Genomic DNA, 18,667 nt, shown 5'->3' with positions numbered 1-18,667 from the left:
CCATCGACAAATAAACCAACAACAAATTACGGGTTTCAACAAGTATGCTTTGTGGATGGTCATGCATGCGGGGACGTCGGTCGACCTCTACAAGCTTGCGCACTTCGTTGTCTTCGCCGAAGTTCGTAACGTGACGCGAGCGGCGGACGAGCTCGACCTGTCACAGCAGGCGCTCAGCAATTCGCTGCGTCAGACCGAGAAGGCCATCGGCGTCGAGCTGTTCCAACGAGTGGGTCGGAAGCTGGAATTGACCTCTGCAGGAGAGGTATTGGCGGTACAGGCAGTGCCTCTGCTCGCAGCCGCAGAATCTTTGGTTCGATCGACGATCGTTGCGTCGGAGCACATCGCGAGCACCTTCGTGGTGGGACACACCCCTGCCATCACGCCGGACGAAGTCTTCGACCTCGTCGCACCCGTGCGGGTGGCGCTGCCATCGACGACGATTACCGCTCGCCAGCTGTACCCGGACGAAATCGCCCCCGCCTTGTTCGCCGGTCGCATCGATGTGGGACTTCGTCGAGGTGCCACAACTCCCCCCGACCTCGCTGCGGCGGTCGTTGCATACAGCTCGTTGAGTGTCGCGATGAACTCGACTCATGCATTGGCCGAACGAGATTCACTTGTCCTGCAGGATTTACAGGACCAGACGCTGATGTTGTGGGGTGAGCCGGGCAGGTCGTTCTACTCCGATTTTCTGCTCTCCATACTCCGACGATTCGGATTCGAACCGGCAACCGTCGTCAACACTGTGCACGGCACAACGCCCACCACGGCGGTAATAGGCAACCACTGCGTCTCGCTCGTCACCGCCGAACCCGGGCTCTACCATCGGGGCAGAGTTCGAGTACTCGAGGTCGTCGACCCTCCGCAGGTGCCCACCCAAGCTCTGTGGCTGCGTCACACCGTGTCGGAAGCCCGTGCTGCCTTGCTCGGGGGTCAGCGCACCCCCGAGCCATACTGACCGTATGAGCGCAAAGCTATCCCCCCGACGTACCCAATGCGATCTCACGTTCATCACACGGTCTCGGCGTAGTAGCTCCCCCAACTCGTGCTCAGGAAATCGGAGAGCGAAGCCTGGCAATCAGTCGCCCGCCAGGCAACATGACCATCGGGTCGGACGAGAATCGCCCCGCTCTCGCCCACCTCGTACAGCGATATCAGCTCGCCACGATCGACGCCGACGGGTGCGTCCGCCACGACGAGCGCAATTCCGGGATGTCCGGGACGCACACTCTCCACCGCGGATGCCCACGCAGGACCATCGAACGTGAACAGCGTCAGCATGTTCGGGTCCAACACATCGTGCGGCGAGACGAGCTGGCCGTCGACGGACAGAAGGGCGTGCGGCATTCGAGCACCGGGGTAGGTGGTGGGCACGTAGTCGACAACGTCCTCCGCGGGCTTCGTCGACGTGTCCTGTGCAATGAGTGGACTGTCGTAGAGATATCCGAACTGCAGACCGGTGGAGACGAAATGCTCCAACTGCAGTGGGATCGCCGCTGCAATTTCGGCACGAAGTTCGCTCGACCCGGGGACGTCCGGGCGCAGGCTCCGCGACCGGCTCATCTGCTTGCGTGTTGCTGCCGCCGCGATGGGTGCGATCAGCCGTCCCGGGAGCTTGTTCAGTGGTGCCCGTCCCATGGCCTGAGTTGCTTTGGCCAACATGGCATTGGTGATTCCCACCCGCTTGCCGATGTCGTCCATCCGGAAGTGGTTGGCCACGCTCTGTTCGGCGAATTTCTCCACGACGGGGCGGCGCTCGGTGTCGTAGGTGTCGAGCAGTTCCGGAGCAGCTGCGCCCGAGAGCACGGCGTCGAGCTTCCACGCCAAGTTGTGGGCATCCTGGACGCCGGAATTGAGCCCGAAGCCACCGGTGTGCGGAAAACGATGGGCCGCATCGCCGAGCAACAGCAGACGACCGCGTCGAAAGCTGTCGGCTGTCTGCGAGGTCATCACCCACGTGCCCGTGGATTCGAGTTCGAAGTCATGTGTGCCCAACACCTTCGGCAGGGTCTTCTCCCAGAACCGACGACCGTTGACGGCGATCTCCTGCGCAGGATGCAGATAGGCCGTCATCAGGATGTATCGGTGGTCCGCGTGCGAGATGAGCACTCCGCACAGATCCGGTGTGTAGATCCAACTCAGCAGCGGACGCGCGTCGTCGGGAAACAGTGTCGTGGAGGTGAAGAACGCACTGCCCATGTTGGCGAGCACGGGCCCGGTCAGTGAGATAGCGGCTGCATCGCGAGTCGCACTGTTGGCACCGTCGCAGGCGAGGACGTACGGCGCACGGAGTTCGGTGGCGTCACCCGTCACGGTGCGGAAGGACACTCGCGCGTCGTCGGAAGTCGACTCCACCGATTCGACGTTGACTCCGCGACGGAAGTCGATCAACGGCTCGGAGTCCACTGCATCCCACAGCGCAGGCATCAGAATGTGTTGGCCGATGTGCGAGACCATGTACGGGCTCTGGCTTTCCACGATGGCTTTGCGTTCGGGATCGGAGAGCAGATCGATCGACCCGATGGCGTCACCGGCCAAGTCGCCGTACCAGCTGATCAGATTGACCTGTTCGTGTGGAGGCGACATCGCCGCAATGGACTTGGCCAGCTCGGGACTGTACTCGTTCCAAATCTCCAGCGTTCGAGCGTTGATGACGTGGGCCGCCGGGTGGAACAGTGGACTCCGTCGACGTTCGAGGAGCACCGTACGAATGCCCCTGCGTGCCAGTAGAAGAGCGGCAGTGGTTCCGGCGGGGCCGGCACCGATGATGACGACCGGGCTGTTCATCGGACGACGGTTTCCTGCGTACCAAGATCGATGGAACCGTCAGGGGTTCGGATCGTGGCAGTGACCACGTCGTCGACCGAAAGGTACTTCGGGTTCTTGGCCTGGCGGGCGAAGAAGAACTTCCATTTGAGTGCCGGCGGTATGAGCTCACCGATCTTCTGGATTGCTTTGGGTGGGGCCGAGATTGCGGTGCCGATCGGTGTGCCGGTCAGCAGGACGTCGCCCGCGGTCATGTTCTGAAAACGGGCCAGCCTGGTGAAGGCCTCTGCCGGCGGAGTGATGAGGTCGTCGCCGATGGTCTGGTCCTGACGTATCTCCCCATTGACCGACAACGTCATGCGGAGTTCCGGCAGTCGACGCAGCTCGTCGTTGTCGAGCAGCACCAGCCTGGGGCCGAGTGGAGTGAAGGTGGGATACGACTTGCTCTCGTACACCTGCACCATCGTCAACTGGATCTCCCGAGCCGATACGTCGTTGCCGATGACGAAGCCCGCCACGTAGGACGCGAGATCGTCGTCGGTGACCGTCGTCCCGATAGGAATATCGGCACCGACCACCACGCCCAGCTCGATCTCGTAGTCGAGCAGTGCTACCTCCGGCGGCTGCCGGATGGGATCGTTCGGACCACTGATCGATGCGGAGGATTTACGAAAGAATGTTGGCTGCAAAGTGTTCGGGTCTGCACCGGTGTCGATCGCATGTGACCGATAGTTGAGCAACTGCGCCACCACCCGGCACGGAGCGGTGACAGGGGAGAGGAGTTCGAGCTCCGCGACGTTCGTCCCGGCCCCCGACGCAGCATCGATGGCTGCGCGGTCGCCCAGTAGTTCGCGGGTGGTCTGGGCAGTGGTGTCGATCCTGACGGCCTGGTCGCCGTCGAGACGCCACCAACCGTCCGCGGTTCGAATGATATTGATGGACATGCTGTTCGATCTCCCCCTATCAATCGGTCACAGAGTTTTCGGAGTGATGGTCTTCTTGTTGGCGATCACGGGCCGGCCGGGCCTGGTTCCTGCTTCGCGCTGGCGCAGTTCCTCGTGCGTCGCTCCGTTGCGGAGTCTGCTGAGGAGGTAGTCGGGGTCGATGTTGACGCCGATGGGATTGCGGGCGAATTCCTCGGTGAAGAAGAAGGCCGCGGTGTTGTCGGGGTCGAAGTTCTCGACCTGGAATTCGAGCCGAACACCGTCGGGATCCTCGTAGTACAGCGAGATCGTGGGTCCGTGGTTGATGGACCACACCGGAAGGATGCCGTGGCGCTTGAGTCGCACATAGTTCTCCAGCAGCCGTTCGAGCGACCGGAACGTCAGGGCGATGTGATCGATGCCGTAGGCCTTGCGGCGCAGCTTCGCGAACGGGAACAGGAACTTCACCGGCTTGGGTACCGCGATGATCGCCAGCCGATGCGACTCGTCGTCCCAGGTCAAGAACGTGATCTCGTCGTCCTGGTACGCAATCTCGGCACCGAAAACCGTGCCGTACCAGCGGACCATCTCCTCGGTTCGCGCGGATTTGACGACCCAATGCGCGATGTAGTCGGGCGCGACCCGTTGCGTCTGGATCGTGGTTGCATCGTCCGTTGCGCTCATGATTCGACCTTTCGTCGCGATCGCGGATTGTGATCCAGGTTAAGTGCACTTTGACTACCAGTCAATAATTTGACTGACAGTCAGGAGAAATTGGCCGTCGGCCGGTGCCCGAGGTGGGGCGGCGTGCGTGTTCAGGCAGGCGGGATCAGCAGATGAACGCGCCCGACGAGCGTCAGCGCAGTAGCGGTATCGGCACCGTCGAACACTGCGGTGTGGATGCCGCGCATGGCACCGGTGAGCAGCCTGGCTGCGGCAGGTAGGTCTGTGGCGTCGTCGATCTGTCCCGCTTCGGCAGCGGAGCGGAGCAGTTCGGTGATGGCGTCGACGAAACCGTCGTGCCAATGTTCGGCTGTACCCTCGGATTTCGGTACTCCGAGATTCCGGAACAGCACGTGTGTCCGCGGGGTGGCGTAGATGCTTTCGGCCGCTATCCGGAGAAACGTCTGTAGTTGGTCCAGTGGAGTGTTCGGCCAGGTGGCGGCCGTGGATCGTTCGTGGATGCGCTCGACCAGAACGGTGGCCGCATTGTCCACGGCAGCCTGAAAGAGTTGTCGCTTGTTGGGAAAATGGTGGAAGGCAGTCCTGGGGGCGAGACCGCACCGGGCAGCGACACTTTCGATCGTGATGTCCGCGTAATCGGCGTTCCGAAGCAGTTCCTGGGTGGCCTCGATCAGCCGCTCCGGTGCGGGACCGGGTTCGTCCGTTGTCGACGACCCGGCCCATCGGTACAACGTGGTGGTGTGGATGCCCAGTTCCGCGGCTACGGCGGTGGGGCTTTCGGAACCTCCGAATGCCCGTGCCACCGCTTCTCGGCGATCATCGAGTGTGAATCTGGAGACCCTGGCCATGATCGTGCCAGTCTAGTGGAGCATCCGTGCGAGAGCTGGTAAGAGAACTCGTGCGGGGACAACACCCACGATCGCTGCTCGAGCCGAATTGCGGCGGCCCGAAACAACATGTGGCCGTGATCTTTTCGCGTCGAGGGCGTTCATTGCGGTGGCGACGACGTCGGACGGCGTCTGGTAGGTACCGGTGGCGGCGGCCGAATCGCCGATGACGTCGAAGAACTCGGTGTGGGTGGGGCCGGGGTTGAGCGCGAACACTCTGACCCCGTGCCGTGCCGATTCGTACCACAGCGACTGACTGAAGCTCAGGACGAATGCCTTCGCGGCCGCGTACACCGCGAGAGTCGGAACCGGTTGAAATGCCGTCGTGCTGGCCACGTTGACAATGGTCCCTGACCTGCGGGCCACCATGTCGGGGAGGAAGGCCGAGCAGATGTCCACGACCGCCCGGATGTCGACGGCGACGAGGCGCTCGAAGTCGTCGGCGTCGCCGTCGACGAAGGGCCCTTGGACGGCGAAGCCCGCGTTGTTGACGATGAGGTCGATGCGCTCGGGAACGACAGCGCGCAACCGCCGACCGCTGGCCTCCTCCGACAGATCCCAGGGCACCGTTCGGCAGCGCACACCGTAGGTCGATTCGAGCTCGTCTGCCAGCGCCGTCAGGCGCTCTTCCCGTCGCGCGACGAGAACCAGATCGGAGCCGCGGGCGGCGAGCGCTCGCGCGAACTCGGCACCGATTCCGGAACTCGCACCGGTGACCAACGAGCGGCCTGGACTGTAGCGAAAAGCCGTGCGGCTCATCGGCCCGTATGCCCGAGCTCGGCGGCCGAGCGTCGGGCGAACTGTTCGTACGAGGTGGGTGTGCGTCCGAGCAGAGTCGGAAGAACCGTCAGGTCTCCCGCAGGCAGGCCATGGCCGTCGTAGTGGGTCATCATCGTGCGGTATGCCTGACGTGCATCTTCCGGCCAGTTCTTCATATCGCGGGGATTCGACGCGGCCTGCGCGCCGCGAACGATATGTCCGAGCGAACGCAGCTTCGTCGATTGCACGGCGTGACCGATGACGGCTGGGATGGCCGGCAGTACGTCGAGCGTGTTCGTCAGCGACGAGGGCGGGATGCGGACAGCGGTCACCGAATGACCCAGTACGCGTGACCAAATCGCTGCCATCTGGTGTCGGGTCAGTTCTACCGTGGACAGATCGTAGGTGCGGCCGGTGTGCGGCGACGGGTCGATCAGCACGTTCGCCGCGGCCTCGGCGACGTCGGCGAGATCGACGACCCCCATGATGCTCTCCGGCGACACCGGGTACGGCATGACGCCTGCCTGCAGGAACTCCCACACCTCCAGGTAGTTCTGCATGTAGTGCGACGGCCGGAGAATCGTCGTGGGAATCCCGCTCTCCTGGAGCAGGCCTTCGGCGATGTCCTTCTGGTGGTGGTGCGTCAGCTCGTGCAGATTCGGGTGGATGACGGAGTGAAACACGATGTGCCGCAACCCACTCGACGGTGTCGTCGCGATCAGATGCTCGATGATCGGTCTCTCGTCGATCACCTGGGTCGGCGCGGCGTGATAGATCACGTCGGCCCCGGCCAGGGCTGTGTCGAGTGTTGCGGGCGACCGCAGATCGCCCACGACGACCTCGGTCGCCCCGTCTCGACGGGTCGTCGCAGCCTGACTGTCGTTCTTCACGACAGCGCGGACGGCGGCATTGCGCGCAGCCAGTTGTCGAACGAGTAGCCGTCCGACTCCGCCCGCTGCGCTGGTCACTGTGATCATCGGACCTCCTCGATGGTGAGCGCGGCAACTCCGGCTCGGTTGCACATATTGCAGTGCGTCTGCATATAACGCAAGAAGTCGACGCATGCGACTACTGCATTAGTCTCGGACGGTGCCCTCGAACGACGTCGACGATGCAGAGCAGTCGCGGCGCACCCGCCCGCGTCGCGATCGACGTCAGGCGTTGATCGATGCGGCCATCGAGTTGATCTCCGAGGGCGCAAGCGCAGACATCAGTGCTGCGGCGATCTCACGCAGAGCGGGTGTGGCTCACGGGTTGCTCTTCTACTACTTCACCGACAAGCAGGGCCTGGTCCAGGCGGCGCTCGCCGATGTTCTGGGTAAGTTGTCCGACGCCCAGGGCCCGCAGTCCGAGGAGCGGACCGTGCGGGCCCAGCTGGAAGGGTTCGTTCGACGACACATCGAGTTCCTGAGGGATCACCGCGCGCTTTACCTGCGGGTGGTGCGGGAGGAGGAGTTCGGCCAGGCCGGCGTCGAGAGCGCACTGCGACAGGCACGCGCCGAGGGCGAGCGGCAGGTTGCGGCCCTGGCCGAACTCCCGGACCCGTTGCCGCCGCTGGTCGGTGCCGCGATTTCGGGGTGGACGGGCTTCCTCGATCGAACAGCCGACGCGTTCTTCGAGACCGCGGACTTCGATCTGGACGATTCGGTTGCCTTGATCGTCGACGCTTTCGAGGCCGTCGTCGATTCGGCGACCCGTCGAGGTTCCGGGTCCGGGTGATCAGGTAGACCAGAAACTGCAGTCGCACCGGTCCGAAATTGCGCAGAATGATCAACTTGCGTGACTTCTATTGCGCAGTCGGTCGAAGTTCTGGTCGACTGACGCCGGTTGCATCACCGACGCGACCGAATCGGCGATTCGCAATCCGAACGCTTGCCTCAGTGAGTGACGGGATCTTATCCGGTCCCGCCACTTCCACCTCGAAGCAATCATTCGTCGCCTATCTCAGGAGTGCTCGCCATGACCAGCCTCAGTCCGACCACCGGCAATTCGACCGACGGTGATGCGGTCACCGGCGGGCGCGAAACCCTCCACGACATCTCGGAGCGAGTGCTGTGGCTGTCGACGTCGATGATTCACCACGCCAACCGAATTCGGCCCAATCCGACGGGTCTGAAGGTGGGTGGTCACCAAGCTTCGTGCGCGTCGATGGTCACCATCATGACGTCTCTGTGGTTCGAGCAGCTCGAGGCAGGCGACCGAGTGTCGGTCAAGCCGCACGCGTCGCCGGTGCTGCACGCCATCAACTACCTACTCGGTGAGCTGGACGAGAAGTACCTGACGACCCTGCGTTCGTACGGCGGTCTGCAGTCCTACCCGTCACGCGCAAAGGATCCCGATACCGTCGACTACTCGACGGGTTCGGTGGGTATCGGTGCAACAGCTCCTATTTGGGGTGCGATGTCGCGTCGGTTCGTCGACTCCGCATTTTCCGGAGAAGCCCCGAGTGGGTTTCGCGGACGGCAGTACTCCCTCGTCGGAGACGCCGAGCTCGACGAAGGCGCTGTATGGGAAGCCGTCATCGATCCCGGCATCGGTGAGTTGGGCGAGATCGTCTGGATCGTCGACCTCAATCGCCAGTCGCTCGACCGAGTCGTGCCGAACATCGCCGCGGGTCGCCTCGAGAAGATGTTCGATGCCGCCGGGTGGCAGGTCATCACCGTCAGGTTCGGGCGGTTGCTCGAGAACCTCTTTGCCCGCACAGGCGGTGACGCGCTGCGTCGACGCATCCTCGACATGCCCAATCCCGAGTATCAGCGGTTGTTGCGCTGCTCGGCGTCCGAGCTACGAGATCGGCTGCCCGGCAGCGGATCCGATGCCTCAGCGATCAGCGAGCTCATCGGTGACCTCGACGACGTGATGCTCACCGAGTCCATTCGCAATCTCGGTGGCCACGATCTCGACGCCCTGCGCGACGCCTACGCACAGATCGACGACACCCGTCCCACAGTCATCATCGCCTACACCGTCAAAGGCTTCGGTCTCCCCACTCAGGGGCACCCACAGAACCATTCCTCTCTGTTGACGGTCGAGGAATACGCCTCTCTTGCAGACACTCTCGGTACGGACGCGGGATCGCCCTGGGGCCGCTTCGACGACGCCAGTGCGGCCGGCCGGTTGTGCACCGAGGTTGCCGAACGTCTTCGCCGCGAGCCGGTCTCCATCAGTCGGCCGCCCGCAGTTCCCACCGACATCGGCCGTACTCCGAAGGGCACGGCCACCACACAGGCCGCGCTCGGCCGCACCTTGATCGACCTCACCCGTGAGGCACCCGAGGCAGCCCGACGCGTCGTCACGGTCAGTCCCGACGTCAGCTCGACCACCAACCTCGGTGGCTGGGTCAACAAGGTCGGTGTCTGGTCCTCGGCCGAACGCCACGATTGGTTCGGCGACGACGCCGAGACGATCATGCATTGGCGCGAAGGACCCACAGGTCAACACATGGAACTCGGTATCGCAGAGACCAATCTGGTCGGTCTGATGGGCGAACTCGGAGCGACCTGGAGTCGTTGGGGTGAGCCGCTGTTCCCGATCGGTGTGATGTACGACCCGTTCGTCGAACGCGCCCTCGAGCCGTGGTCGTACGGCATCTATGCCGGTGGCCAATCCATCCTCGTCGGCACACCGTCCGGGGTGACGCTGGCCGCGGAAGGTGGTGCGCACCAGTCGATCAAGACTCCGTCGATCGGTCTGGAGCAGCCGGGGTGCATCTCGTACGAACCGGCCTTCGCCATCGACGTGGAGTGGACATTGCTCGCCAGCATCGCCAAGCTGGGCCGCCCCGACGGCACCTCGGCGTACCTGCGCCTGTCGACCCGTCCGGTGGATCAGACGTTGGCCGATGTGCCGAGCGATCCGGCGGCCCGTGAGCGCAGACGCAAACAGGTGGTGGCCGGTGGCTACCCTCTCGTGCGACGTGACGGTGCCACCGTCACGATCGCGGCAATGGGTGCGCTGATGTCCGAAGCCCTCGATGCGGCAACACGTTTGGAGCAGATCGGTATTGTCGCGGACGTCCTGTGCATCACCAGTCCAGGCCAGCTCTATCGTGCCGTTCAGGCGCGGCAAGGGCACGGCGACGCGGAGTCGTGGATTCTCGATCAGCTACTGCCGGCCGATCGAGCGACACCGATGGTGACGGTGCTCGACGGCCATCCGCACACCCTGGCGTTCATGGCCACCGTGAACCGCGTGGCGTCGACCTCGTTGGGCGTCAGCAATTTCGGTCAGGTGGGATCGCTGGACGAGGTGTACAAGCACCATCACATCGACACCGATTCGATCGTCGGCGCTGCGTTGGACGTCACCGGTCATTGACCTGGAGGATCGACCTGCTGGGTGAGAGGCTGGGATGTGGGGTCGAGCGCTGCGTGTACCCCGCCGCTGTAAGACGTCGGAAGTGCTCGGCTGCACAGCGTTTCGGCTTCAGTGGCGGAGATTCCGAGTGCGCGGAGGACGCGCCTCGTCGTGTCGTCCACGGTGGCGGTCTCGTCCCGTTCGGGTTGGGCGAGCAGTAGGCGCCCGAGTGACAGCAGGGAACCGGCCACGATGGCGAGTGCGACATCGGCGTCGTCCACATCGAATCGTCCTTCGGCAGCCGCGGATTCGATATCGCGGCGTGATCGCGGTGCCAAGCCCCCCGCGGCCGCGAAGGCCGCAGCCTCGGAGTTCAGCAGGACGCGGCTCAGTTGCGGTTCGAGACGGAAGAGGCGTCCGGACAACCGAAACGACTGAGTGAATTTCTCGACCGGATCGTCCAGGCCGACGGTGAGCGAGTCGAGGTAGTCGCCTGCAGATTCGAGGGCCGAGTCGATGGCCGCCTGCCACAGTTCTTCCTTGGTCTCGAAGTAGTTGTAGAAGGAGCCGTTACTGACGTCGGCGGCTTGCGTGATCTCGAGGACCGGCGCGTTCGTGTTACCGCGCGCCAGGAACCCCTGCGCGGCCGTGATGAGGGCGGCTCTGGTGCGCGCTTTTCGGCGCTCTACACGGTTGCCTTCGGCCACGGTCTGCTCCTGCTCGACGGGTTCGTGAGGTCAGCCTATCTCGAACCGATGATGACGAATTCGTCAAAAAGCTTGACTGTCGACGCTCTCATGGGTGACGATATCGTCATTAAGCGAGTGGGCGAGCGCTGACGGACCCCTCCACGGCGGCACCGAAGGACCTCATGACAACGAACGCGACCATCCCGCAGTACCGCACCGACATCTATTCCACCGATGCGATCCTCGACCCGTATCCGCACTACGCGACGCTGCGTGAGCTCGGCCCGGTGGTGTGGCTCCCGCGGCAGCAAGTGTTTGCGATCTCGCGTTACGCGGACTGCAAGGCGGTTCTGCTCGACGACGAGACCTTCATCTCGGGTGACGGTGTCGCGCTCAACCCTGTTGCCAATCGGTTGGGCCGCGGGACGACGCTCAACACCGACGGCGACGAGCATGCAACCAAGCGTTCGGTGCTGGCGCATCGGCTCACCCCCAAGGCCGTGCGAAAGATGAAGGCCGCCGTGGAAGAGAAGGCCGAAAGCATCGTCGACGCGGCCCTGCGCCAGAAGTCGGTCGACGGTGTGGACGATCTCGCGACAGCCCTGCCGATGTCGATCGTTCCGGATCTCGTCGGGTGGCCGGAGGACGGCCGCGAGGATCTCCTTCGTTGGGCAGGAGCAACATTCGACTCTCTCGGTCCCGTCAATCGGCATTCGGCCAAGGCTGCGAAGGGTGCCGCCGAAATGTTCGCTTTCTCCAGGAAGGTGGTGCGAGAACGATCGGTGCTACCCGGGAGCATGGGCGACGACGTTCTGAGAGCCGCGGACGACAACAAGATTCAGCAGTCTGCGTGCCCTGCTCTGATGATCGATTATCTCGGACCATCGCTGGATACCACCATCGGAGCGATCTCCGGTGCCCTCGATTTGTTCGCGCGGCATCCCGATCAATGGCAGGCAATTCGGCAGGATCCGGACTTGATTCCCAATGCAATCAACGAGGTGGTTCGCTACGAGTCACCGATCCGGGCGTTCTCGCGTCGAGCAGTACGTGATGTCGAGATCGATGGCTCTAGGGTCCCGAGAGGCGCGCGCGTGTTGGTGGTCTACGCGTCGGCCAATCGCGATGAGCGCGAATGGGATCGGCCCGACGAGTTCGACATCACCCGCGATGCTGCCCGTCAGCTCGGCTTCGGTTCGGGCGTACACGGCTGCGCCGGGCAGGGGCTCGCGCGTTTGGAAGCCCAGACCATGCTGCGAGTACTTGCGCGGCGAGTCGAACGAATCGTTGCCACGGGAGCGCCGAAACGGGCCGTCAACAACGTCATTCACCGATACGAACGGCTGCCGCTGGAATTGGTGGCAGCAGAAGGGACACAGCAATGAGAATCGACGTCGACTGGGATCGGTGCGAGGGCCACGGTATCTGCGCCGAGCAGGCACCGAAGGTGTTCAGCCTCGATGACGAGGGCGAACTGCATTATGCGTTCGACGACAACGACATTCCCGACGACCTGGCGGCCTCGGCTCGATCGGCAATCGGCGTGTGCCCGGTCGCGGCGCTGCGAGAACAGGCGTGAGCTCTCTCGACAGCAGGATCGTCGTCGTCGGAGACTCGATCGCCGGCTGCACAGCGGTTCGTGAGTTACGGGCCCGCGGACACGAAGGTTCGATCGTCATGATCGGTGCGGACGATGACGGCTGCTATGCGAAACCACCGTTGTCGAAGCACGTGCTCAAAGGTGAGGCCGCCGCGGCCGAAACCTGGGACCTGTCGGATCTGGACGTCACGGCGATCGTCGATCCCGCGGCGTCGTTGAACACCGCACGTCGAATGGTCACTACGACAGCCGGAATCGACGTTCCCTACGACGCACTCATCGTGGCCACCGGAGCGGTGGCCCGCCGCATCGCCGGTCCGGGGCAGGCAGGCGAGACGGTGCTGCGGACCTTCGCCGACGTCCATGCACTCCGTCCGAAGTTGGACTCCGCCCGTACAGCCATCGTGGTCGGTGCAGGATTCCTCGGCATGGAGGTCGCCAGTGCCTGTGCTGCACGCGGTATCGCAGTGACCGTCGTCGATGTGGATCCTCCCCTGCAACGGCTCCTGGGTTCTTTCCTGTCCGACGCGATAGTGGCGCGAGCCGAGGCCGCATCGGTGCAGTTCGTTCGGACGGACGCTCCCGTCGCGTTGGTCGGTGAGCCCGTCACAGGTATCGAGTTCGCAGACACACAGCTGACTGCCGATGTCGTCGTCACTTGCGCCGGTGATGTGCCGCAGACGGATTGGCTGGACGGTGCCGGTATCGCGGACGGTATCGGGGTCGGAATCGACTACCTCTGCGCTACAGCGGTTCCCGGAGTATTTGCTGCCGGGGACGTCGCCTACGCGCGCGCCGCGTCGCGTCGAGCGCCGTTCTGGTCCAATGCCGTCGCACAGGGCAAGGTTGCGGCCGCATCTGCTCTCGGCCTCGAACCCACCTGCGCCCCTGCCGACGACTACTTCTGGACCGAGGTTCTGGGACTCTCCATCAAAGTCGTCGGCCCACTCCCATTGCATGGCGAGCCGATCGTCCTCGAAGGATCTGTGGAGGACGGATCTGCTCTGTTTCAGTGGAACCACGATGACGGCCGCACCACCATCGTCGCCTACGGCATCAAGAAGGCCGTCGGGCTGCTCCGACGGCTCGCCCGCGACTCCGCTGTTCCCACTACCTGAGGAATCGATTCATGGCTACTGTCTCCACACTCGTTCGACGTCTCCCCGAGGCGGTCGGTCTCGCCCGCGCGGCGATCGGCGTCGCCCACATGGTGGCACCCACCCGAGCGAACGAACTCCTCGCCGGGCCCGACGCCGCGGTGGCGACCACGCGAGCTGCGGCCCGCACCTTCGGCATTCGTGAGATCTACATCGGCGGCGGACTCTACGCCGCAACTCGGTATGCCCCAAGGGCAGTGCGCACACTGCTGCGCGCGGGTGTGGCCGTCGACGTCTGGGATACCGCGGCGTTCGCGCTCACCGCTCACCTGCCACAACGAACGAGAACAGCGGGCTGCGCAATCGCTGGAGGCTTCGTGATCGCCGGCGCGCTGGCCGATCTGCAACTGGATCGGTAGTCGACGATGGACAACATCGCGCGTACCTTGCGAGCGGCGAGCATCAATGCCGTGCGCTTCTACAACAGGCTGGAAATAACGGTGGCGCAACCGGTTCCGGACACTCCGGTGTTGTTCGTTGCCAACCACGGGTTCGGTGGAATCATCGATCTCAACGTGTTCGCGTTCGCGGCCGCTTACGACGAACTGGGTGTCGACCGTGAATTGATCACACTGACGCATCAGATTGCCTGGACGCTGCATGCCGAGAAATTGATCGAGCCGTTCGGTGCCAGGTCCGCAAGCAAGCAGACGGCCCTCGATGCGTTCGAGGAGGGCAACAACGTCCTGGTGTTTCCCGGTGGCGATGTCGATGCGCTCAAGGCCTGGAAGCATCGCAACGAGATCCTCTTCGACAGGCGCACCGGGTACGCCCGGTTGGCGATGGAGGCGGGGGTGCCGATTGTCCCCGTGGTCACTGCCGGTGCCGGTGAGTCGTTGCTGGTACTCGGGAGCGGTAAGCGGCTGGCGAAGGCGCTGAGGTTGGACAAGGCTCTCAGGCTCAAGACTCTGCCACTGTCGGTGTCCATTCCCTGGGGAGTGAATCTCGGTATGGTCGGCCTGCTTCCGTACCTGCCGCTGCCCACCAAGCTCCAGACGTCGGTGCTCGCTCCCATGCGGCCGACCTACGACGAGACGGCAGAGGAGTTCGCGGGGCGGGTTCATGCGGCAATGCAGGCCGAGCTCGACGATCTGACGAAGGACCGACGGCCCATCATCGGATGAGGAGCTGAAACAGCCGTCGGTCAGAACACCATCGAACGCCCAGGCAGACCGGCCACTCCTTCTCTGGCGAACGCAGCCCATGTCTGCCGCACCTTGGCGGCCAACGCCTCCGGCGGAGTAGTGCCGGCCAACATCGGCGCGTCCCACCATGCATCTCCGAACAGCAACGGTAATTCGATGCTGTGGCACGCCCCCAACGGTGCGCCTTTCGGTGCCCAATCGATTCGGTACGACGCGACCTGACCGCCGGCGCGGTGCCACATCTTCACCATGCCGTCGACGCCGAACAACAGGTTGGTGACGAGTCGGACGACCGGTGCGGTCAGCACCGAACTGACGATGCCGAACCGATTCAGCCGCAACGTGTTCGATACGACATTCACGAACGGTGAAGCATCGTCTCTCGTGTGACCGATCAGAAGTTCGACGCGAGGTGCAGTTCTGCGTAGGGCGGCATCGGGGTCACCGGACAGGGGCTCGAGGTGAGCAACCGGCCCGAACGGCATTCCGCCTGCAGCACCGAACCTGCGCACGGCCTGCGTCACGGCACGCTCTGCACCGAGCACATCCGTCGCGGGTGCGGTGGCCGGGTCCGTACGAAAGTGCGCTGCGAAGGCCTTTCGGGCTGTCTCGTACAGAGTCGAACGGCCCGAACGCAACCCGAGAGGCGCGCTCTGCACGATTGCCCTCGAGAACAACCCTACGGCCGACTCGCACGCCATCAGCGCGAGGATTGCATCGCCGCCCGCAGACTGCCCGAACAACGTCACGTTGCGCGGGTCACCGCCGAATCGAGCGATGTTGGTCGACACCCAGCGTAGTGCCGCGATCTGATCCTGCACTCCTATGTTGCTGTCTCCGTGGTCTTTCGGGGTCAGGTAACCGAACCCGCCGAGTCTGAAGGTGACGCTGACGACCACGACGCTCTCGCGGACCAGCAGGTCGGCGTCGAATCTCTCGGCCTCCCCGCCGCCGGAGACGTAGCCACCGCCGTGCAGCCACACCATCACCGGAAGTCCTTCTGCCTCGGTGGGAGCGGTCACCGACAACACGAGGCAATCCTCGCTCTGTTCGAGCCCGTCGACCATCGGGCCCGTGACATTGTCGAGCCGGGAGGGCAGCTGGATGCACACGGGGCCGCGTCGGGTGGCGTCGCGCGTCGCACCCGGGGTGTCGACCGGTTCGGGTCTACGAAATCGCGCGGCGGTGGCGTAAGGAATTCCCCGAGCGCGGATGAGCCCATCGGCATCGACTGCTTCGAGGTCTCCGCTGGTGGTACCGGTGATAGTGCGCAGGGTCGCCCCGGGTGTCGTTTCGTCGCTCACGTGTGAACCCCCATTCGATGAACAGGTGCGAGCTTATCGTCTCCGGCCCGTCATCGGATGAGGCCGTAGCGCCGGAATGCAGTCATACTCGGACCATGCGCTCGAAGCAGAAGATTCTCGACGCCACGCTCGGGCTCATCGCCGAGGGTGGATTCGAGGACGTCACCATCGCAGCGGCCGCACGCGCCGCGGGCGTGACGCGGCAGACGGTGTATTCGATTTTCACCACCCGTGAGGACATGATCTCCGAGGCAATGGTCGGACTCGTCGTCGACGTCATCGGTGGAATACGGGAAAAGGCCGATCAGGCCGAAACGCCGTCCGAGTTCGTTGTCGAGACAATTGTGGCTGCGCGCAACCTCATTCGACGTGAGCCGGTACTCAATTCTCTGCTGCGTTCGGGCAACGCCAACCCGTTGTTCGACGCGGACATGATGGATCGAGCCGAGCCGGTGGTGCGTCAGTTCCTCGACGGCTACATCGAACGCAACCCCGGATTCGACGCCACGCGGTTCGACGGCATCGAGTCCATGTTGGTGCGCAACGGGCTGTCGGTCGTCCTGTTCGACGACGACCGTATTCGTGACGATGACGGTCTGCGCGCATACCTCGTTCGTTGGTTGGTTCCGCTGCTACCCGGGTGAAAACTTGACACTTCAGTCACCCTCTGTCTAGTTTTGCACCGCATGCACACGTGACGCAGGTCTCGCTGCGCGGTGCTGCACACCATTGGGGGGTACGTGTCGAACTTGAATCGCCGCTCGTTTCTGGGCGCGACTGCGCTCGCGGGGTTGGCTGCTGTGTCGGGTGCGGGGGTGGCGCGCGCAGACGGTGGGCGACGCGTCCAGATTCCGCTGACCCGCGAGGAGCATCGCGTGGTGATCATCGGATCGGGGTTCGGCGGCGGCGTCGCGGCCCTACGCCTGGCCGAGGCCGGAGTGCCTGTCCTGGTGCTCGAGCGCGGAAGGCGTTGGCCCACAGGGCCGAATGCGGACACGTTCCCTGACGCCACGTCGCCGGATAAGCGCATGCTCTGGCACGGTTCCAGTCCCAACCTCTTCGGTAGACCCGTCCCGTTCGATCCGTATGTCGGGCTGCTCGAGGCGGTGTCCGGAGACAACATGACTGCGCTGTGCGCGGCCGGTGTCGGCGGAGGGTCTCTGATCTACCAGGGCATGACGCTCCAGCCGTCGCAGTCGGTGTTCGAGGCGCACTTCCCGGCCGGGCTCGATTGGCCGACCCTGAACCGTGTGCACTACCCGCGCGTCGCGAAGATGTTGCAACTCGAGCAGGCTCCCGACGAGCTGATCGGGACGCCCAATTACCAAGCGGCACGGGTGTTCGCGGCCAATGCTCGTCGAGCCGGCCTACCGGTGTCGAAGATTCCGATGCCGATCGACTGGAACTTCGCTCTGGACGAGACGCGCGGGGTGATGGCACCGTCGTACACCGACGGTTCCGGTGCATTCGGAGTCAACAACGGCGGCAAACACTCCGTGGACGTCACCTATATCGCAGCTGCCGAGGCGACGGGTCTGGCCACAGTGGCGACGCAGCACGATGTCACCCGTATCGAGCGGGCCGGCGACGGCTGTTGGACGGTCCACGTAGACCGAATCGATTCCGACGGAACGGTTCTGGAGAACAAGGTCCTCACTACCGGTGCGCTGATCATGGCCGCCGGCAGTCTGAACACCACCAGACTGCTCGTTCGTGCCGGAGCAACCGGTGGCATTCCGGATCTACCGGACGAGCTGGGTCGGGGCTGGGGGACCAATGCCGATCGCATCTACGTGTGGTCGAGCATCGAGCAGCAGTTCGGTGCACCCCAAGGGGGTCCGGTGGTGTTCGGCAGCCTCAACTGGGACGATCCGAACACCGCGCACACAGTCATTCAAGCATCCATACCGCCATTGTCGTTCGACGCTCACAGCACCATGCTGGTCGGCTACGGGGTAAGCCGTGGACGTGGTCACTTCGCCTACGACTCCGTTTCGGATCAGGCCCAGTTGCACTGGCCGGCCAATGGCGACAGTGTCATTCAGAACGGTTCCATCGATCCGACGGTGCGGCGCATCGCCGGTACGGGCAGCCTCCTCACCGATACCAATGCCGTGTTCCCATCCACGTGGCACGCGTTGGGCGGTGCCAACATGGGCCCGGTGTGCGATCTCGACGGCCGCGTTCACGGACAGCGCGGCCTGTACGTCCTCGACGGGGCGCTCATGCCCGGCACCACAGCTGCGTGCAACCCGTCGATGACCATCGCCGCGCTGGCCGAGCGAGCGCTGGACAACATCGTCGCCGGAGATGTCGGCTCCGTCATCTGATTGCTCGGAAGAAGGAGCCCGATGCATCGGTAGCGCAGCATGTTCGGGCCACCGCCGACGATCGAGGCCCAGCATGTTACGTCGCGCACAACGGGGGTATGCAGCTGCGACGACACCTGACGAG

18 protein-coding genes are annotated in these 18,667 nt (G+C 63.8%); 10 read left to right on the top strand and 8 right to left on the bottom strand.

What is annotated here, in order from left to right; translation table 11 throughout:
- Nucleotides 1-55 precede the first annotated feature (55 nt).
- Entirely contained in the window at nucleotides 56-961 is a 906-nt protein-coding gene (locus ACFI9K_RS01980; RefSeq protein WP_462661971.1) for a LysR family transcriptional regulator, read from the top strand.
- A gap of 53 nt (nucleotides 962-1,014) precedes the next feature.
- On the opposite strand, the gene ACFI9K_RS01975 is transcribed toward ACFI9K_RS01980, so the two are convergent.
- From ACFI9K_RS01975 to ACFI9K_RS01950, 6 genes are all read right to left on the bottom strand, one after another.
- Complete coding sequence (locus tag ACFI9K_RS01975; RefSeq protein WP_462661970.1) at nucleotides 1,015-2,790, bottom strand: FAD-dependent monooxygenase; 1,776 nt, start codon at nucleotides 2,788-2,790, stop codon at nucleotides 1,015-1,017.
- Nucleotides 2,787-3,713: a fumarylacetoacetate hydrolase family protein gene (locus tag ACFI9K_RS01970; RefSeq protein WP_462661969.1), complete on the bottom strand. Its 927-nt coding sequence runs from the start codon at nucleotides 3,711-3,713 to the stop codon at nucleotides 2,787-2,789. The genes ACFI9K_RS01975 and ACFI9K_RS01970 overlap by 4 nt, the downstream gene beginning before the upstream one ends.
- 27 nt (nucleotides 3,714-3,740) lie before the next feature.
- Complete coding sequence (locus tag ACFI9K_RS01965) at nucleotides 3,741-4,376, bottom strand: VOC family protein (protein ID WP_462661968.1); 636 nt, start codon at nucleotides 4,374-4,376, stop codon at nucleotides 3,741-3,743.
- A 131-nt stretch (nucleotides 4,377-4,507) separates the two neighbouring features.
- Nucleotides 4,508-5,224: a TetR family transcriptional regulator gene (locus tag ACFI9K_RS01960; RefSeq protein ID WP_462661967.1), complete on the bottom strand. Its 717-nt coding sequence runs from the start codon at nucleotides 5,222-5,224 to the stop codon at nucleotides 4,508-4,510.
- Between the two features lie 12 nt (nucleotides 5,225-5,236).
- A complete protein-coding gene (locus ACFI9K_RS01955) occupies nucleotides 5,237-6,022 on the bottom strand; it encodes an SDR family NAD(P)-dependent oxidoreductase (RefSeq protein WP_462661966.1) in 786 nt (261 codons plus the stop codon).
- A complete protein-coding gene (locus tag ACFI9K_RS01950) occupies nucleotides 6,019-6,999 on the bottom strand; it encodes an SDR family oxidoreductase (RefSeq protein ID WP_462661965.1) in 981 nt (326 codons plus the stop codon). The genes ACFI9K_RS01955 and ACFI9K_RS01950 overlap by 4 nt, the downstream gene beginning before the upstream one ends.
- 112 nt (nucleotides 7,000-7,111) lie before the next feature.
- Here ACFI9K_RS01950 and ACFI9K_RS01945 point away from each other — a divergent pair, with 112 nt between their 5' ends.
- Together ACFI9K_RS01945 and ACFI9K_RS01940 are read left to right on the top strand one after the other, a co-directional pair.
- Nucleotides 7,112-7,741: a TetR/AcrR family transcriptional regulator gene (locus tag ACFI9K_RS01945; protein WP_462661964.1), complete on the top strand. Its 630-nt coding sequence runs from the start codon at nucleotides 7,112-7,114 to the stop codon at nucleotides 7,739-7,741.
- A gap of 240 nt (nucleotides 7,742-7,981) precedes the next feature.
- Nucleotides 7,982-10,339: a transketolase-like TK C-terminal-containing protein gene (locus ACFI9K_RS01940; protein ID WP_462661963.1), complete on the top strand. Its 2,358-nt coding sequence runs from the start codon at nucleotides 7,982-7,984 to the stop codon at nucleotides 10,337-10,339.
- On the opposite strand, the gene ACFI9K_RS01935 is transcribed toward ACFI9K_RS01940, so the two are convergent.
- Complete coding sequence (locus ACFI9K_RS01935) at nucleotides 10,333-11,025, bottom strand: TetR/AcrR family transcriptional regulator (RefSeq protein ID WP_462661962.1); 693 nt, start codon at nucleotides 11,023-11,025, stop codon at nucleotides 10,333-10,335. The two genes, ACFI9K_RS01940 and ACFI9K_RS01935, sit on opposite strands and share 7 nt — an antisense overlap.
- A gap of 164 nt (nucleotides 11,026-11,189) precedes the next feature.
- Here ACFI9K_RS01935 and ACFI9K_RS01930 point away from each other — a divergent pair, with 164 nt between their 5' ends.
- The 5 genes from ACFI9K_RS01930 to ACFI9K_RS01910 are packed head-to-tail and all read left to right on the top strand — an operon-like array spanning nucleotide 11,190 to nucleotide 14,888.
- Complete coding sequence (locus ACFI9K_RS01930; RefSeq protein WP_462661961.1) at nucleotides 11,190-12,392, top strand: cytochrome P450; 1,203 nt, start codon at nucleotides 11,190-11,192, stop codon at nucleotides 12,390-12,392.
- Nucleotides 12,389-12,586 (top strand): ferredoxin, encoded by a 198-nt coding sequence (locus tag ACFI9K_RS01925; RefSeq protein ID WP_057479686.1) that lies wholly within the window; start codon nucleotides 12,389-12,391, stop codon nucleotides 12,584-12,586. Before ACFI9K_RS01930 ends, ACFI9K_RS01925 begins: the two co-directional genes overlap by 4 nt.
- Nucleotides 12,583-13,725 (top strand): NAD(P)/FAD-dependent oxidoreductase, encoded by a 1,143-nt coding sequence (locus tag ACFI9K_RS01920; RefSeq protein WP_462661960.1) that lies wholly within the window; start codon nucleotides 12,583-12,585, stop codon nucleotides 13,723-13,725. Before ACFI9K_RS01925 ends, ACFI9K_RS01920 begins: the two co-directional genes overlap by 4 nt.
- A gap of 11 nt (nucleotides 13,726-13,736) precedes the next feature.
- Nucleotides 13,737-14,123 (top strand): hypothetical protein, encoded by a 387-nt coding sequence (locus ACFI9K_RS01915; protein WP_057479688.1) that lies wholly within the window; start codon nucleotides 13,737-13,739, stop codon nucleotides 14,121-14,123.
- 6 nt (nucleotides 14,124-14,129) lie between these two features.
- Entirely contained in the window at nucleotides 14,130-14,888 is a 759-nt protein-coding gene (locus ACFI9K_RS01910; protein WP_462661959.1) for a lysophospholipid acyltransferase family protein, read from the top strand.
- Between the two features lie 20 nt (nucleotides 14,889-14,908).
- Here the strand turns inward: ACFI9K_RS01910 and ACFI9K_RS01905 are convergent, their stop codons facing one another.
- Nucleotides 14,909-16,213, bottom strand: a complete 1,305-nt coding sequence (locus tag ACFI9K_RS01905; RefSeq protein ID WP_462661958.1) for a carboxylesterase family protein — start codon at nucleotides 16,211-16,213, stop codon at nucleotides 14,909-14,911.
- Nucleotides 16,214-16,308: 95 nt separating this feature from the next.
- Between ACFI9K_RS01905 and ACFI9K_RS01900 the strand changes: the two genes are divergently transcribed.
- Both ACFI9K_RS01900 and ACFI9K_RS01895 read left to right on the top strand, forming a co-directional pair.
- On the top strand, nucleotides 16,309-16,857 hold the full coding sequence (locus tag ACFI9K_RS01900; RefSeq protein ID WP_462661957.1) for a TetR/AcrR family transcriptional regulator: 549 nt from the start codon (nucleotides 16,309-16,311) through the stop codon (nucleotides 16,855-16,857).
- Between the two features lie 96 nt (nucleotides 16,858-16,953).
- Complete coding sequence (locus ACFI9K_RS01895; RefSeq protein WP_462661956.1) at nucleotides 16,954-18,543, top strand: GMC oxidoreductase; 1,590 nt, start codon at nucleotides 16,954-16,956, stop codon at nucleotides 18,541-18,543.
- Nucleotides 18,544-18,667 lie beyond the last annotated feature (124 nt).

Source organism: Rhodococcus sp. PSi06 (assembly GCF_054960675.1).
This window is presented reverse-complemented; position numbering and strand designations above follow the sequence as displayed.